This window comes from Kitasatospora sp. NPDC058170 (genome assembly GCF_042883905.1).
In the GTDB taxonomy this organism is placed as follows: Bacteria; Actinomycetota; Actinomycetes; order Streptomycetales; family Streptomycetaceae; genus Kitasatospora.
The window spans coordinates 105,399-121,101 of record NZ_JBHVUV010000022.1; the positions used below are offsets into that span (position 1 = coordinate 105,399).

Consider the following 15,703-nt stretch of genomic DNA (forward strand, 5'->3'; position numbering starts at 1 on the left):
GCATGGCCGAGCAGAGCACCGACCCCGGGCCCCGGCACCCCCGGCAGCCCCAGCCCCAGCCCCAGCCGCAGCCGCAGCACCCCCGGCAGCCCGACATCCTGGTCGTCCTGACGGACCAGCAGACCGCCGACGCGATGAGCGCGAGCGGCAACCCGCACCTCGCCACCCCCCACATGGACTCCCTGGCCGCCGCCGGCACCCGCTACCGGCAGGCGTACTGCGCCCAGCCGCTCTGTGCCCCCTCCCGGGCCAGCCTGCTGACCGGCCGGCTGCCCAGCGCCCTGGGCGTCACCGGCAACACCGGCGGCCCGGAGCCGGTGCTCGGCCACCTCTTCACCGAGGCCGGCTACGACTGCGGCTACGGCGGCAAGTGGCACCTGCCGGAGCTCGACCTGCCCGACGGCCGGGGCTTCCGGAGCATCCACCCCGCCGGGGACGACGCCGGACTCGCCCGCGCCGCCGCCGACTTCGTCCGCGCGCCGCGCGAGCGGCCGTTCCTGCTGGTCGCCTCCTTCCTGGAGCCGCACGGCATCTGCGAGTGGGCCCGCGGCCAGGACCCGCGCACCGGCCCGCTCCCGGCACCGCCGCCCGCCGAGCAGTGCCCACCGCTGCCCGCCAACTTCCCGCCCGCACCCTACGAGGCCCGGCTGCCCCGCCTCGCCCAGCAGGCCTGGGCGCACACCCACCCCACCGCCGACTGGCGCGAGGACGACTGGCGGCGCTACCGCCACGCCTACTACGCCCTGGTCGAACGGGTCGACCGGCACCTCGGCCTGCTGCTGGACGCACTGCGCGAGCGGCGGTCCGGCCGCCCGACCGTCGTGGTGTTCAGCTCCGACCACGGCGACGGCGCGGGCGCCCACCGCTGGAACCAGAAGTGGGCGCTGTACGAGGAGTCCGTGCGCGTCCCCTTCCTCCTCGCCACCTCGGACGGCGAGGGCGTCCCGGCCGACGGCGGTGCGGTCAGCGACCGCCTGGTCTCCACCGGCCTGGACCTCATCCCCACCCTCTGCGACCTCGCGGGCCTCGCCCCGCCGCCCGGCCTCCCGGGCCGCAGCGTGCGCTCCCGCGAACCGCGCGAGAGCCTCGTCGTGGAGACCCGCTGGGAGCTTCCCGGCTTCAACAACGCCCTCGGCCGGATGATCCGCGACGACCGCCACAAGTACGTCTGCTACGCCTGGGGCGACCACCGCGAACAGCTCTTCGACCTCACCGCCGACCCCGGCGAAATGGTCAACCTCGCGGTGGACGCCCGGCACGCCCCCCTGCTCGCCCGCTTCCGCGCCCTGCTCGCCGACCACTGCACCCGCACCGCCGACCCCTTCACCCGCTTCCTCCCCGGAGCCCCTGCCGGGCTCGGGTAGGGGCCGACAGGCCCGCGGACGGTCGTGCCCGACAGCCGCCCGGCAGCGGCCCGGCAGCGGCCCGGTCAGGCCTCCGGCAGACCGAGCAGGGCGCGCATCCGGCGGTACTTGGCGGTGAGCCGGGCCGCGGTGGCCGCGTCCAGGTCGGCCAGGCGGGCCGGGTCGGAGTTGTGGGCCAGGTCGGCCTGCTTGACCAGCAGGGCGCCCGGGGTGGCCAGGATGCGGGCGGCGTACTGCTCCGGCGGCTCGCCGGGGCGCTTGGTGAGGGCGTCGACGATCGCCTTGGTGGTGTCCGGGAGGGCGGCGTCCGCGAGCCACTCCCTGGTCAGCGCGTCGTCCTCGATCGCGTCGTGCAGCCAGCCGGCCGCGATCTGCTCCTCGGCGCCGCCGCGCGCCGCGGTGCCGCGGGCGACCGCGGCGAGGTGCTCGGTGTACGGGTGGCCGCTCTTGTCGGTCTGCCCGGCATGGGCGCGCCGGGCGATCGTCTCCACCTCGGCCAGGCTCAGGTATTCCATCGGCCCATCGTAGGACCTGCCTGCGACCCGCGTCCGGCCGCCTGGTTGACTGCGGTGGTAACGGCGGAATCTGCCGGAAGGACCGTGGAACCATGCCCAGCCTGCACCCGCTGCTCTCGGGCTTCGCCCCCGTCTGGGCCCTCACCGGGGTCGGCTACCTGGTCGGCCGCGGCGGACTGCTCGGGCCTCAGGCGGAGGCGGTGCTCAGCCGGTTCGTCTTCCACGTGGCCATGCCCGCCGCCCTGTTCGTCATGATCGCGCGGACACCGCTGGACCGGTTCGCCAACCCGTCGATGCTGGCCTTCGCCGCCGGGACGGTGCTCGCCACCGTCCTCGGGTTCCTGGCCGCGCACCTGCTGTTCGGCCGGGGCGTCGCCGAGCGGGCGATCGGCGGCATGGCGGCCGGGTACGTCAACTCCGCCAACCTGGGCATCCCGGTGGCGATGCAGGTGCTCGGCGACGCCTCGTTCGTCGCCCCGGTGGTGCTGTTCCAGATCCTGCTGGTGACGCCCGCCGTCCTGACCGTCCTGGACACCGGCACCACGGGCCTGCGGGCCGCGCTCACCCTGCCGCTGCGCAACCCGATCCTGCTGGCCGTCGCCCTCGGCGCGCTGCTCTCCGCCTCCGGATGGCACCTGCCCGCCGAGCTGAACCGGTCCTGCGAACTGCTCGGCGGCGCGGGCGTGCCCACCGCCCTCATCGTGCTCGGCATGTCACTGCACAACCGCCCGCCCGCCACCGGGCCCGCCCGGTACGCGGAGGTCGGGTTGACCGTCGCGGTCAAGACCCTCGTCCAGCCGCTCGCCGCGTACGCGGTCGGCGCCTACCTGCTGCACCTGACCGCCCACCAGCTCCTCACCGTCGTGCTGTTCTCGGCCCTGCCCACCGCGCAGAACGTCTTCGTCTACGCCCGCGAGTACGGCCGGGGCACCGCACTCGCCCGGGACTCGGTGCTCTGCTCCACGCTGGTCTCGATGGTCACCCTCTCGGCGATCAGCTGGGCGCTGGCCTGACCGGTACCCGCCCCGACAGGCCGCGGGCCGACCGGTACACCGCGGGTACAAGATGACGGAAACCGCCTGCCGCCGTCACCCGGAGTGGAATGCTGACGGCCATGACCTCGTTCCTGCCGCCTTTCGACGAGAACCAGTGCCGGGCCCGCGTCACACTGCCCAAGGCCGATGTGGACCACTTCGACAGGATCCCGCAGGCCGCCTTCATGATGGAGCCCACCCTGCAGTGCGATCTCATGACCCGCCACGAGGGCGTCCACTCCGCGCTGTTGCAGGGCGTCGGATTCGACCTCTACTGGGTGTCCTGGCCGGAGTACCTGGTCGAGCAGGCGCCGCGCTGCCCCGCCGTCCTCGACCCGGGCGAGCAGGATCCGCCGCCGAAGGAGCCCGAGATCTGCCTGCTGCGCGACGGCCACCCCGGCGAGCACTGCGGCGGGGACCACTGGTTCGACTGACCCCGCCGCAGGGCCGGCCGGACCGGCGGCCGCCTTCCCGCCTTGTCCGCCCTGCGTGCCCGCCTTGCACGCCTTGCCCACCTTGCCCGCCTTCCGAGGAACCGTCAGCGGTCCCGGACGTCCCGGACCGCGATCAACTCCCGGCCGCGCAGCGTGTACAGCACCCCGCGGTCGTCGGCGGCCACCCGCGCACCGCTGTACCACTCGGCGTCGACCTGGACCAGCACGGTGGCCGCCAGCGTCTCCCGGTCCAGCCGGAACAGCGTCCGCTCGCTGATCCCGTACAGCCGGCCCCGGCTCACCAGCAACCGGGGGTTGGCCGAGGTGATCGCGCGCAGGTCGACGCGGGGCCCGATCACCGGCGCGGTCCAGCCGCCCCGGCCCCGGCGGGCCGTCCGCAGGTCGACGGCGAACGCCTGACCGTTCACCGTGATCCCGTACAGGGTGTGCCCCTGCACCACCAGGCTGCTGATACCCGAGCCGAAGTCCGTCCCGATCCGCCAGAGTTGGCGCCCGGCCTCCGGGTCCCAGGCCGCCAGGTCGCCGCGCGGGCCTGCGGTCCTGGCGTTGTCGCCGCCCAGGAAGGCCTGCCCGTGCCCGGCCGCCACCGCGCGGACCAACTGCTCGGCGCCCAGCGGGTCGACGTACACCCTCGGGCGCCCGCTGCCGGGCCGGTAGGTGACGAACGATCCGCCGCCGGTCGTGTCGGCCTGGACACCGAGCAGCAGCAGGCCGTGCTCCTCGTCCCAGCGGATCACCTGCGGACGGTTCTGCTCCTGCGGCAGCGCCGCCTCCTGGACCGGCGCCCCGTCCGCACCCGGGCGGTAGCGCCAGATGCCCTGCGAGGAGTAGACGCCCAGATAGAGCGTGCCGTCGTCGAGGATCACGGTGTCCTTGGCCTCGCCCGGCACCGGAAGCTTGTGCACGGTGCCGGAGTCCAGGTCGTGCAGCGCCACCGAGCCGTTGCCGCCCACGTAGACCCGGCCGTCGCGCGCCGCCACCGACATGCCCAGCTGCGCCTCGGCGGGGGCGCCCGCCTCGACCAGGTCACGGGTGGTGACGGCGCCCGTCGCGGTGGCCAGCGTCCAGACGGTGCCGCCCTCGGTGACGCCGACCAGCAGGGCGTCCTGCGGAGAACCGGTCGGCTGGGGGCCGACCAGTCGGCCGAAGCCCCAGGAGTTGCCGTCGGGGACGGGTGTGGCGAGCGGCTCCGGAGCGCCCGCGCCGAGCCGGTAGCGCCAGACGACGCCGTGCTCGGTGGAGGTGAACCAGACGGTGTCGCCCAGGCGTTGGAAGTTGGTGACGCTCTTCGTCCCGGGCACCGCGAAGGACGCCCGGACGGTGTGGTCAGCCGGGTCCAGGAAGGCGACGTGCGCGGGCCCGCCCTCGGTGGAGACGGCCAGCAGATCGTCCCCGAGCAGGGTGATCTGCCGGATGATGGTGTCCTTGACCAGCTCCGGCGGGGTGATGTCGACGGCCCGGCCGGTGGCCCGGTCGACCGCGTACAGGGTCGCGAGCGTGGCACCGCCGCCGCCCGCGAGGTTGCTGCCGACGCCGAGGTAGGCGTGGGTGGCCGTGGCCTCGACCGCCCGGCCCTGGGTGGCGTTCGGCGCCGGCGAGGCCACCTCGGTGAGCGAGCCGGTCGCGGGGTCGTAGGCGTAGAGTCCGGGGCCTGCCGCGCGGCCCTTCTGCCGCCCGGTCGCGTACACCACGCCGTCCGGGGCGACGGCCACGTCCCGGACGTCGGCGCCGGGGACGTTGGCCAGGCCGCGCACGCTGCCGTCGGCCGGGTCGAGGCGGTAGAGGTTGACGGCCTTCGGCGCGTCGGTGACGCCCAGGTACAGGGCGCCTCCCCAACCGGCCGAGCTCTGAACGAAGTTGCCGGTCGGCAGGACGGCCGTGGCGGTGACCCGACCGGTCGGCACGTGGTAGCCGACCACCTTCGCCGGGGCGAGGTTGCGCGAGCCGATCCAGAGCGTCTCGCCGAGCAGCGTGCCGCTCATCAGCGGAAAGTCGGCGTTGCCGGGCCCGAGTCCGGTGACGGCCGGCACCCCGGCCGGCGCCCCACCCGGGGACAGGGCCGGGGACAGGTCCGGGAACTGGTCCGGAGACGGGGCGGCCGGCGCGGGCGTGGCGGCGAGGGCGGTCAGCGCGACCGCGGAGCCGGCGCCGAGCAGCAGTTGGCGGCGGGAGGGGCGAGCGACGGGCATGGCGAGTCCAACCATCGGTAGGGGCGTCGGTGCGGAGCAGGGCGCTCGGTTGCGGACCAGGGCGCGCCGGTTCAGGGCAGGGCGCTCGGTTGCGGAGCAGGGCGCACCGGTTCAGGGCAGGGCGCTCGGTTGCGGAGCGGGAGACGTCGGTGCGGGGCGAGCGGCGTCAGCGTGGAGCGGCGGCAGCGAGCAGCTGCCGGGTGTACGGATGCCCGGGCCGCGCGAACAGCTGGGCGGCGGGGGCGTGTTCGACCACCCGGCCGTCGCGCATCACCAGCACCTCGTCACAGAGGTGGCGGACCAGTGCGAGATCGTGCGAGATGAACACCAGTCCGACGCCGGTCCGTCGGCGCAACTCGGCGAGGAGGTTGAGGATCTGCGCCTGGACGGAGACGTCCAGGGCGGAGGTCGGCTCGTCCGCGACCAGCACCTCCGGGCCGACGGCCAGCGCCCGGGCGATCGCCACCCGCTGCCGCTGCCCGCCGGAGAGCCGGTGCGGGCGGGAGTCGAGCAACGCTGTCGGCAGGCCGACCAGTTCGCACAGCTCGGCCACCCGCACCGCCACCTCCCCGCCCGTCGCGAGGCCGTGGGTCACCAGCGGCTCGGCGAGCACCTCGGCGATGGTCATCCGCGGGCTGAGCGAGGCGTACGGGTCCTGGAAGACGAACTGCACGCGGCGGCGCAGCACGCGCTCCTCGGCCGGGGACACCTCCGACCAGGAGCGGCCCCCGACCCGGACCGTGCCGCTCTGCGGCCGCAGCAGCCCGAGCAGGGCACGGGCCAGGGTGGACTTGCCGGAGCCGGACTCGCCGATCACCCCGACCGCCCGGCCGGGCGCGGCCGTCAGGCTGACCCCGTCCAGCGCGGGCGCGGTGGACGCCCGGCGGCCGTAGCGGACGGTGAGTCCCTCGGCCACCAGGACGGGTTCGGCGGCATGTCCGGCGGGGTGCTCGACGGGGTGTTCGATTGGGTCCGTCACCGTGGGGCCAGCCGTGTCTGTCGCGCCGGCCCAGCGGTCCACGTCCGCCGCCGCGCCCTCCGCCGCGCCCTCCGGCACCGGCTCGTGGCAGGCGAAGCCCGCGCCCGCGGTGCCCGACCACGGCGGGCGCTCCACCGCGCACCGCTCGGTCGCGGCGGTGCACCGCGGGGCGAACGCGCAGCCGGGCGCCGGCTCCCCGGCGGCGGGCGGACTGCCGCCGATCACGGTGAGCGGGTGGCCCACCGGACCGTCCAGGCGGGGTACGCCGGCCAGCAGTCCGGCGCTGTAGCGGTGCCGGGCCCCGGCCAACAGCGCCGCAGTGGGAGCGCGTTCGGCGATCCGCCCGGCGTACATCACCTGGACGGTGTCGCAGGTGCGGGCCACCACGCCGAGGTCGTGGGTGATCAGCAGGACGGCGGTACGGGTCTCGTCCCGCAGCCGGACCAGGAGGTCGAGGATGCCCGCCTGGGTGGTCGGGTCGAGGGCGGTGGTGGGCTCGTCGGCGATCAGCAGCTCGGGGCGGTTGGTCATCGCCATCGCGATCAGCACCCGCTGGCGCATCCCGCCGGAGAACTCGTGCGGCCGGTCCCGGTAGCGCCGCGCGGGCTCGGGAATGCCGACCAGGTCGAGGAGTTCGAGTGCCCGGGACCGGGCCTCCGCGCGGCTCGCGCCGTGCACGCGGGCGGCCTCGGCGAGCTGCCGGCCGATCGGCATCCGGGGGTTGAGGTAGGCGAGCGGGTCCTGGAACACCATGCCGATCCGCCGCCCGCGCACCGCGCGCATGCCCGGTTCGGACAGGGTCAGCAGGTCGGTGCCGTCGAAGCGGACCCGGCCCGCCGTGGTCCGGCAGCCGGGTGGCAGCATCCGGTTGGCGGCGAGCGCGGTGAGCGTCTTGCCGGAGCCCGACTCCCCCACCAGGCCGAGGATCTCCCCGGGCCGGATGGCGAAGTCGACGCCTCGGACCACCTCGGCGCCGCCCGCGGTGACGCACAGGCCGTCCACCTCCAGCAGGGCGTGCCCCCGGTCGGCACCCGGGCCGGCGGCGGTCCAGCCCTTGGCGATCGCGGCCCCAGCCCTCGCAGTCTCGGTCGTCGCAGTATCGGTCGTCGCAGTCTCGGTCGCGGTCACCGCAGCTTCTCCCGGTTGAACGAGTCGGCGAGCAGGGTCAGCCCGAACACCAGGAGGCCGAGCAGGACCACCGGTGCGAGGGCGTAACCCGGGTGCAGGAAGAGGTACTTGCTACCGGTGTTGATCATCGTGCCGAGCGAGGGCGTGGGCGGCTGGATGCCGAATCCGAGCACGCTCAGCCCGCCCTCGATCTTCGCGGCGTGCGCCATCGCGACGGCCAGCAGCGCCGTGGCGGCGTCGGTCACGTTCGGCAGCACGTACCGCCGGAGGGTCCGCCCGCGCGGCACGCCCAGCACCCGGGCGGCCACCACGTAGTCCCGGGACAGCTGGGCGAGCAGCGCGGCCCGGGCCTGCCGCCCGAAGGAGGGCAGCACGCTCAGCACGATCGTCGCCACCACACTGCCCAGTCCCGGCCGGACGATCAGGGCGATCGCCAGGCCGAGCAGCAGCCCGTGGAACCCGAGCAGCAGGTCGAAGAGCCGTTGGACGGCCTCGCCGAGCAGGCGGTCGAGTCCGCCGAGCAGCCCCAGCAGCGTGCCGAGCACGGCTGCGGCCGGTACCGCGAGCAGGCAGACCAGCAGCTCGATCCGCACCCCGTACAGCACCCGTACCAGCAGGTCGCGGCCGACCTCGTCGGTGCCGAGCGGGTGTGCCCAGGACGGCCCGGCGAGCGCGTCCCGGCCCTGCTCGTACGGGTCGGCCGCCAGCAGCAGCGGCCCGAGCAGGCCGAGCAGGACCACCAGGGCGACCAGCAGGGCGCCGGTCTGCCCCTTGCGGCTGCGCAGCGCGGCGGGCAGTGCCCGCCGGGCTCGCCGCCGCACCTCCGCGACCAGGCCGGTCATCGGCCCTCCCCCGTCCCGGCGCGGGCGATCCGCGGGTCCAGTCGGCCGACCAGCAGTTCGGAGCCCAGCTGGACGGTGACGGCCACCGCGACCGCGAGCATGATCAGGGTCTGGGCCACCGGGTAGTCCCGCTGGTTGATGGCGTCCAGCAGCAGCTGGCCCAGCCCGTGCCGGGCGAAGAGCTGCTCGGCGACCACCGCTCCACCCAGCAACTCGCCGAGGTTCAGGCCGAATTCGACGCAGAACGGGCCGAGGCTGTTGGGCAGCACGTGGCGTAGCAGGATCCGCCGCGGCGAGGCGCCCTTGGCGATCGCGGTCAGCACGAACTCCTCCTGCCGGGTCCGCCGGAGCTCGGTGGCGAGCAGCCGGGCGAGGACCACCGAGCCGGGCAGGGCGAGTGCGGTGGCGGGCAGGGCGAGGTACTGCACGGCGAGGTCGGGCGCGGTGAACAGGTCCTTCTCGCCTCCGGCGGGCAGTGCCCGCAGCAGCACCGCGAACACGAAGACGAAGAGCACGGCGGTGACGTAGACGGGCAGCGCCAGCACCGCGGTGGTGACCGGGTCGAGCGCCCGGGCGAGCCGCCCGCGCCGCTCGGCGGCCAGCGCGGCGCCCAGCAACAGGCCCAGCACGAGCATCAGCAGACTTGCGGCCAGGGCGAGTTGAACGGTGCTCCCGAGGCTCTGTCCGATCATCCGGGTGACCGGTTCGCGGTAGTGGAAGGAGAGGCCCGGATCGCCGGTGAGCAGCCCGCGGACCCAGGTGAGGTACTGCACGGGCAGCAGCCGGTCGACGCCGAGCTGTCGGCCGAGCTGCTCGCGCTGCTCCTGGTCGGCCTCGGCGCCGAGGGCGGCGGAGACGGGGTCTCCGGGGGCCAGGTGCAGCAGCAGGAAGACGGCCACCGAGGCGAGCCAGAGCGTGGCCAGCGCTCCGGCCGCCTTTCTGGTCCAGTACGGCACGTGGGCTCTCCAGGTCGTGCGAAGGGGGCGAAGGGGTGGGTCACCGGCCCCGGGCGGTGGGGGTCGCCCGGGGCCGGCGCTCTGCGGGGTGCGGGGTGCGGCCGGTTTCGCGGCCGCTCAGGCGTCCCGGCGGGTGTCGGTCAGCCGCAGGTAGCCGAGCGCGCTCGTCCCCACCTCGCGCACCGAGGAGGCCAGGGCGTACGTCTCCCAGGCGTGCGCGAGGGTGATGTGGAAGGACTGCGCGAGGAGGTACTCGGACAGCTCGTGGTTGACGTCCGCACGGGCCTTCTCGTCGGCCGCCGCGAAGGCCCGCTCCTGCAGTTCGGCGTAGGCGGGGTCGGTGACGTGCGAGGTGTTGCGGCCGACCTGGAGCGGGCCGGAGACGGTGATGCCGCTCAGCGGCGAGACGCTCACCATCCCGTGGTTGGCCACGAACAGCCCGTCCAGCGTGCCCTGTTGGATCTTCGGCTGGAGCGCCGCGTTGTCCAGCAACTGAACGTCGACGCCGAAGCCGGCCTGCTCCAGGTCGTACTTCACCAGTTCGACGAGCGAGGTGAAGATCGGCGAGTTGGCCGCGGTGAGCGGTACCCGGACGCCCTCCGCCCCTGCCTCCCGCAGCAGACCGCGGGCCTTCTCCGGGTCGTGGGTGTACCGCTTGACCTGGTCCGGCGTGACACCGGGCGTGTTGGAGGGCCAGGGCAGGCTGCTGGCCTCGGCGTGGCCGCCGTAGACCTGGGCGACGATCCGCTCGCGGTCCACCGCGTACTGCAGCGCCCGGCGGACCCGTACGTCGTCGAAGGGCCGGCCGGCCACGTTCACCCCGAGGAAGGCCTGCTGGTAGGAGGCCTTGGCGGACTGCACCACGAAGCCCGGGTTTCCGGCCAGCACCTTGAGGTCCCGGCCGGGCACCGCGCCGATCAGGTGGGCCTGGCCGGACTGCAGGGCGGAGAGCGCGGCCTGACTGCTCGTCACCGAGCGGACGGTGATCCGCTCGAAGCGCGGCCGGCCGCTCTGCCAGTACCGGTCGTAGCGGGCCAGGTCGAGCTGGTTGCCGCCCTTGAAGGACTGCCAGGTGAACGGACCGGTGCCGTTCACCTTGTCGGCGGCCTTGCCGTCGACGTAACTCGTCGCGTCCACCACGGGATTGAAGGCCAACGCGTCGAACAGGTTGCTGGTGGGCCGGGCCAGGGTGAGCGTGACCTCGTTCCTCGCGCTGGCCCTGATGTCCGCCAGCCGCTCCAGCAGCGGTTTGACCTGGGAGGTCTTGGCGGCGCCGACGAGCGAGAACACCACGTCGTCGGCGCTCAGCGCGCGGCCGTCATGGAAGGTGACGTCCTCGCGCAGCTTCAGGACCAGCTTGAGCCGGTCGGCGCTCCACTCCCAGGAGGTGGCGAGCCACGGCACCGGCTGGAGGGTCTGCGGGTCGAGGTCGACCAGCCGGTCCAGCACCAGGTTGACGAAGGCCGGGGTGTCCGGGCCCCGGTGGAGGAGCTGGGTCGGGTCGGGGGCGCTGCCGTACACGATCTGCAGGTCGGGTGCCGAGGCCGTGGCGGAGGCCCCGCCACCGGCCCCGTCGGCGGCGGGGTCGGTGGCCGAGCGGCAGCCCGCCGCCAGCAGGACCGCTCCGGCGCTCAGGCCGAGAAAGCCTCTTCGGGGCAGGCCGGGGTGACGGGCCGCATCGCTCATGGTGCTACTACCTCTTGGTGGTTGGGTGTTCGGCGGGCTGGGCCCGGCTCAGTACTTGGTGACGACCACGCTGTCGCTGTAGAGCACCACGTCGGGTCCGCCCGTCGGGTACGGGATGCCCTTGGCCGGGTTCCAGTTGGCGCGGTAGATCCCGGTCTTGAAGTAGGGCGACTGGTTCTGGTGGTAGTTGTTCAGGCCGTTGTACGCGCCGACCTGCACGCCGTCGCGCAGGACGGTGATCGCACCCGGGGTGGTGTCGGTGGACCAGGTGATGTCGAAGGCCCACTGGTTCCAGTGTCCGAACTGCACCGCGCCGAGCGGGATCACGGCCTCCTGGACGGTGCTCGGGTCGCTCAGCCAGTGCACCTTGAGCCGCCAGCTGCCGTCCTTGACGGTGAGCGCGATCGGCGGCTTGGTGTCGCTGCCGTCGGCGAGCGGGTAGCCGTGCCACTGGGCGACGATGGTCTCGGTGGAGGTCTGGACCCAGTCGGCGGGCAGGTAGTCGGCGAGGGCGAAGCGGTAGCTGCCCCAGCCCAGCGAGTTGACGGCGACCTCGGAGCGGTAGGACTGGCCGTCGTCGGGCACGCTGAACCGGGCGGCCAGGCCGGCGCCCTGACCGGGCGCGGGGGTCACGGTGATGCTGCCGTTCCCGTCGACCCGCTGGCGGGTCCAGCGGGCGGCCGTGCCGGACTCGAAGTCGTCGGCGAAGGCCACGGTGGCGGCGGTCCCGGCAGGAGCGTCGGGAGCGAGGGGAACGGCGGGAGCGGCGACCGAGGCGCTTGTGGCCGGAGCCGCGGCGGCGGTCCAGGCGGGCGCGGCCGTGGCGCCGAGGGCCAGGGCGGCGGTGAGCGCCGCGCCGGCCGCCCGGCGAGCGGAGTGGCTCCCGGTCCGGTGCCCGGACGGGCTCGCGGACGGGCGCCCGGACAGGTTCTCGGGCAGGGACTCGGGCCGGATGTTGGACCGGGTGTTGGACCGGGTGTTGGGCAGGCGGGACATGGGTCGGTTCTCCTCGGGTCGTGCGGGACGGTGACCGGGGTACGGCCGGCCGACTGGGGTGTCAGCCGGCCCGGCGACAGGAGCCCGCCGCCGGCCCGACCCAGGTCGGGCTCGACCAGGCCCACTGGTCGTTCACCTGCTTGACCCGCACGTGGTAGAAGTCGCCCTCGCCGGCCGGGCGTTCGTCCACCAGGTCGATCTCCGCCGCGAGCTCCCGGGCGGGCACGGCCCGGTCGAAGCGGTAGGCGCCGGACACGAACCCGCCGGTGAAGCCGGTCCGCGGACCGTCCAGCAGCTCGCCGACCGAGTACGCGGTCTCGGCGCCGTTGACCAGCGCGACGAGCCGGGTGCGGGCGTCCCCGGCGATCCGCAGGGAGAAGCCCTGGGTGCTGTCGGTGGCGGTGTTGGGGTTGCCGTGGGTGACGGTCCGCAGTCGCAGCTCCCCCGGTCCGGTGCGCTCCCAGTCGGACGGGCGGTAGCCGGCCGGCTCGGCGTCCGCCGGGGCCACCGTCTCGGTGCCGCGCAACCTCGGCTGCACGTCGAGCAGTTCGCCACCCTCGACCCGCAGGGTGACGTCCCAGCGCACCGGAACGTCCCGCCGGCCCCAGCCGACGGCGAACCCGAGCGTGCCGTCGAACGCGGATCCGTCGGTGGAGCCGAGCAGTTCGGGCCGGCTGACCCGGTGGATCGGGACGCCGTTGCGCACCACCTCGACGTGGTCGAGGGCGTCCCGGCCGAGGACGGTGGCGCGGATCCGGCGACGGTCGGCAGGGGCGGTCTCGGCGCCCATCGGCGTGCCGTTGACCGAGGTGGCGAGCAGGATCCGGTCCCCGGTCAGCGCGTAGGTACGGCGCTGCTCGATCGCGTCCCAGATCCCTCCCCTGGTCAACTCCGGCGCCCAGACCGCGAGTCGGCCGTGCCCGTGGCTGCCGGGGAAGGCGCTGTGGTGGTCGGTGGAGCCGATCAGGCCGAACCGGTGGCCCAGTCGCAGCCCGTGGACGGCGGTCCCGGAGGTGTCGCGCGGGCCCATGGTGTGCAGGTAGTCGCGCGGCGCCTGGTCGGACTCGGCGCAGCCGTGCATCGACATCATCTCCACCACCGGCGCGAACTCCTCGGTGTAGGCGTCCCAGTTGATCCCGCGCCGTCCGGTGCCGTAGCCGATGTGATGCGGGATCGCCCAGGTGCGGACACCCTCCGCGGCCAGTCGGCGCAGCCGGGTGCGCAGCTCCGCCAGGTCGGCGGCCCGGATGATCTCGCCGCGCGGGCCGTCGAAGTACACGCAGTGGTCGCCGTAGGCGAGGCTGTGCCACTCGAAGGACTGGAAGGTGACGAAGCGGCCGTCCTGGTGGGCGGCGGCGGTGACCTCCTGGACGTGCTCCCACTGCTGCGCGAGCCGGGCGAAGCCCTCGGTGTGGTAGTCGACCAGGGCGGCGAGTTCGGGGGTGCGCTCGGGCAGGTCGTGCCACCAGCCGTGGCCGGTGACGCTGGCGAAGTCGAGCTGGAGCCGGGCGTTCGCGTAGGCGTCCTCGATCGGGCCGTGGCCGTAGCTGATGCCGCAGTGGTTGTGGATGTCTCCGACGTACAGGCCGAGACCGCCGTAGCCGGGCGCGTCGGTGGTGGGGGCTGTCATCGGTTCGGTCCTTGATCACGAGGTGTTTGATTGACTCTGAGAAGAAGTCTGTCCCGATCTTCGGAGGGTGGTCAAGACCAGGGCGCCGCCTGTTGCCCAATCGCCACACGGGGAAACACGGGATTCACAGGAGAAATCGCGCAGCGAGGGGAGATGCGCTGGCCAGCGGGCGGCGGCGCGCAGCGGTATGGCATGCTCGACTTTCTCTCTAGGTGAAAGGAAGCCAGTCATGCCGGCGCCCACCCCGCTTCCCGTTCCGCTGCCTGTTCCGCCGTCTGCCCCACTGCCTGCGCCACCGCCTGCCCCACCGCTTGCCACATCGGCGTCGCCCGGGATGCTGCCCGCGCCACCCGACCTCGCCGGCTCGACCACGGTCCGCGCCCCCGAGCGCCCCGAACCCGGCTACTGGGCCGGTTGCCCGGGCATCCACTACGAGGCCGACCGGGACCGCTTCCTGCTCACCTACCGCGAGCGCCGCCCGCGCGGGGTCGGCGGCGGCGCCGACGGCGGGCAGGACCGGGGCTGGCGCTGCGCGGTGGCGGAGAGCACCGACGGGGTGGAGTTCCGCGACCTCTGGTCGGTGGAGCGCGCCGAGCTCGGCTCGCCGTCCATGGAGCGCTTCGCCCTGCGGCGCGACGGCGACCAGTACCTGCTGTACCTCAGCTACGTCGACCCGGCCGACAACCGCTGGCGGGTCGACGCCGTCCGGGCCCCCTCGCCGGACGCCTTCGACCTGGCCGCCCGCACCCCCGTCCTGACCGCCACCAGCACCGGCACCGAGGGCGTCAAGGATCCTTACCTCCTCGAACACGGCGGCGCCGTCCACCTGTTCGCCACCGTCTCCCGGGCCCGCGCGTTCACCCCCGAGGAGCGCGCCCTGGCCCACGCCGACGCCGACATCCACACCACCGGCCTGACGGTCCAGCCGACCGCGCTCGCGGTCTCCCCCTCCGGCGACGGCCTCGGCTTCTCCGCCCCGGCCGGCCAGGGCGCGGAGGTCCTGGACGTGGGCAGCGGCTGGGACGCCTACGAGGCCCGGATCACCGCCGTCCTGCCGGACGGCACGGGCGGCTGGCTCGCGCTCTACGACGGCTCGGCCGACGCGGCCGGGAACTACGAGGAGCGCTGCGGCCTCGCCACCTCCCGCGATCTGCGCCACTGGCGCCGGCTCACCGAGGGCGGTCCCTGGCTCGGCAGCGGCGTCCGCTACGCGGATGTGGTCGCCGCCCGGGGCCGCTGGTACCTGTACTACGAGCAGACCCGCCCGGACGGCGCGCACGAGCTGCGGGTCGCCGTCCTGGACGAGTTCGCCGGCCTGCGACCGCCGCACCCCCAGGACGGGCCCGACCGGCCCTGAGTCGCGCTCAGTCCTCGCGCGCCGCGGCCACCACCTCGGTCATGGCGAGCAGGAAGCGGCGGGCGACGGCCAGCTCGGCCGGGTCGAAGCGGCCCATCGCCGCGACCAGGTCGGCGATCAGCCGGCCGAAGAAGGTCTCGCCGAGCTCCATCGCCTGCTCCTCAACGAGCAGCCGGACCTTGCGCCGGTCCCCCGGGTCCCGCTCACGGCGGATCAGCCCGAGCCGCTCCAGGCGGTCGACCAGGGCGGTGGTGCCCGCGGAGTTCAGCCGCAACGCCTCACCGAGACGCCCGGGGGTCACCACCGTCCCGGCGCGGGCGGCGTCCAGCAGATGGATCAGCGCCCGCAGGTCGGTCGGGTGTAGTCCGTGGCGGCCGGCGAACTCGGCACCGAAGAGGTCGAGTTCGACGGTCAGCCCGCGCAGCAGATGGACCAGCTGCTGCCGCTCGTCCGGTCCGTCCGATCCAGCCGCTGTCTCCACCTTGTCGTCCTCTCCCTGGCGCCACGTCTCCACGACGCTACTTCTTCGCGGCGCTACTTCTTCACGGCGCATCGCCTCCACGGCGCATCGC

The 15,703-nt window shown here is 74.3% G+C and carries 13 protein-coding genes; 4 read left to right on the plus strand and 9 right to left on the minus strand.

The window, feature by feature from the left end; all coding sequences use genetic code 11:
- Window positions 1–2: 2 nt before the first annotated feature.
- On the plus strand, window positions 3–1,364 hold the full coding sequence (locus ACFVVX_RS24695; protein WP_387948776.1) for a sulfatase: 1,362 nt from the start codon (window positions 3–5) through the stop codon (window positions 1,362–1,364).
- A 65-nt stretch (window positions 1,365–1,429) separates the two neighbouring features.
- Here the strand turns inward: ACFVVX_RS24695 and ACFVVX_RS24700 are convergent, their stop codons facing one another.
- Window positions 1,430–1,879 carry an HD domain-containing protein gene (locus tag ACFVVX_RS24700; protein ID WP_387948777.1) on the minus strand — a complete coding sequence of 150 codons (450 nt, stop codon included), beginning with the start codon at window positions 1,877–1,879 and terminating at the stop codon, window positions 1,430–1,432.
- A gap of 92 nt (window positions 1,880–1,971) precedes the next feature.
- On the opposite strand from ACFVVX_RS24700, the gene ACFVVX_RS24705 reads away from it, so the two are divergent.
- Together ACFVVX_RS24705 and ACFVVX_RS24710 are read left to right on the plus strand one after the other, a co-directional pair.
- Window positions 1,972–2,892 carry an AEC family transporter gene (locus tag ACFVVX_RS24705; RefSeq protein WP_387948778.1) on the plus strand — a complete coding sequence of 307 codons (921 nt, stop codon included), beginning with the start codon at window positions 1,972–1,974 and terminating at the stop codon, window positions 2,890–2,892.
- A gap of 101 nt (window positions 2,893–2,993) precedes the next feature.
- Window positions 2,994–3,347, plus strand: coding sequence for a hypothetical protein (locus tag ACFVVX_RS24710; RefSeq protein WP_387948779.1), 354 nt, complete (start codon window positions 2,994–2,996; stop codon window positions 3,345–3,347).
- Window positions 3,348–3,451: 104 nt separating this feature from the next.
- On the opposite strand, the gene ACFVVX_RS24715 is transcribed toward ACFVVX_RS24710, so the two are convergent.
- The 7 genes from ACFVVX_RS24715 to ACFVVX_RS24745 form a co-directional block, all read right to left on the minus strand.
- Window positions 3,452–5,557, minus strand: a complete 2,106-nt coding sequence (locus tag ACFVVX_RS24715; RefSeq protein ID WP_387948780.1) for a PQQ-binding-like beta-propeller repeat protein — start codon at window positions 5,555–5,557, stop codon at window positions 3,452–3,454.
- Between the two features lie 166 nt (window positions 5,558–5,723).
- Window positions 5,724–7,664, minus strand: coding sequence for a dipeptide ABC transporter ATP-binding protein (locus ACFVVX_RS24720; protein ID WP_387948781.1), 1,941 nt, complete (start codon window positions 7,662–7,664; stop codon window positions 5,724–5,726).
- Entirely contained in the window at window positions 7,661–8,506 is an 846-nt protein-coding gene (locus tag ACFVVX_RS24725; protein WP_387948782.1) for an ABC transporter permease, read from the minus strand. Before ACFVVX_RS24725 ends, ACFVVX_RS24720 begins: the two co-directional genes overlap by 4 nt.
- Window positions 8,503–9,462, minus strand: coding sequence for an ABC transporter permease (locus tag ACFVVX_RS24730; RefSeq protein WP_387948783.1), 960 nt, complete (start codon window positions 9,460–9,462; stop codon window positions 8,503–8,505). Before ACFVVX_RS24730 ends, ACFVVX_RS24725 begins: the two co-directional genes overlap by 4 nt.
- Before the next feature lie 117 nt (window positions 9,463–9,579).
- On the minus strand, window positions 9,580–11,148 hold the full coding sequence (locus ACFVVX_RS24735) for an ABC transporter substrate-binding protein (protein ID WP_387948784.1): 1,569 nt from the start codon (window positions 11,146–11,148) through the stop codon (window positions 9,580–9,582).
- A 48-nt stretch (window positions 11,149–11,196) separates the two neighbouring features.
- Window positions 11,197–12,144: a polysaccharide lyase gene (locus ACFVVX_RS24740; protein ID WP_387948785.1), complete on the minus strand. Its 948-nt coding sequence runs from the start codon at window positions 12,142–12,144 to the stop codon at window positions 11,197–11,199.
- 61 nt (window positions 12,145–12,205) lie between these two features.
- Complete coding sequence (locus ACFVVX_RS24745) at window positions 12,206–13,774, minus strand: DUF3604 domain-containing protein (RefSeq protein WP_387948786.1); 1,569 nt, start codon at window positions 13,772–13,774, stop codon at window positions 12,206–12,208.
- A gap of 334 nt (window positions 13,775–14,108) precedes the next feature.
- On the opposite strand from ACFVVX_RS24745, the gene ACFVVX_RS24750 reads away from it, so the two are divergent.
- A complete protein-coding gene (locus ACFVVX_RS24750; RefSeq protein WP_387948787.1) occupies window positions 14,109–15,131 on the plus strand; it encodes a hypothetical protein in 1,023 nt (340 codons plus the stop codon).
- A gap of 7 nt (window positions 15,132–15,138) precedes the next feature.
- Here the strand turns inward: ACFVVX_RS24750 and ACFVVX_RS24755 are convergent, their stop codons facing one another.
- The gene (locus tag ACFVVX_RS24755; RefSeq protein ID WP_387948788.1) at window positions 15,139–15,645 is read right to left on the minus strand and encodes a MarR family winged helix-turn-helix transcriptional regulator; all 507 of its coding nucleotides are present in this window, start codon (window positions 15,643–15,645) and stop codon (window positions 15,139–15,141) included.
- Between the last annotated feature and the right edge of the window lie 58 nt (window positions 15,646–15,703).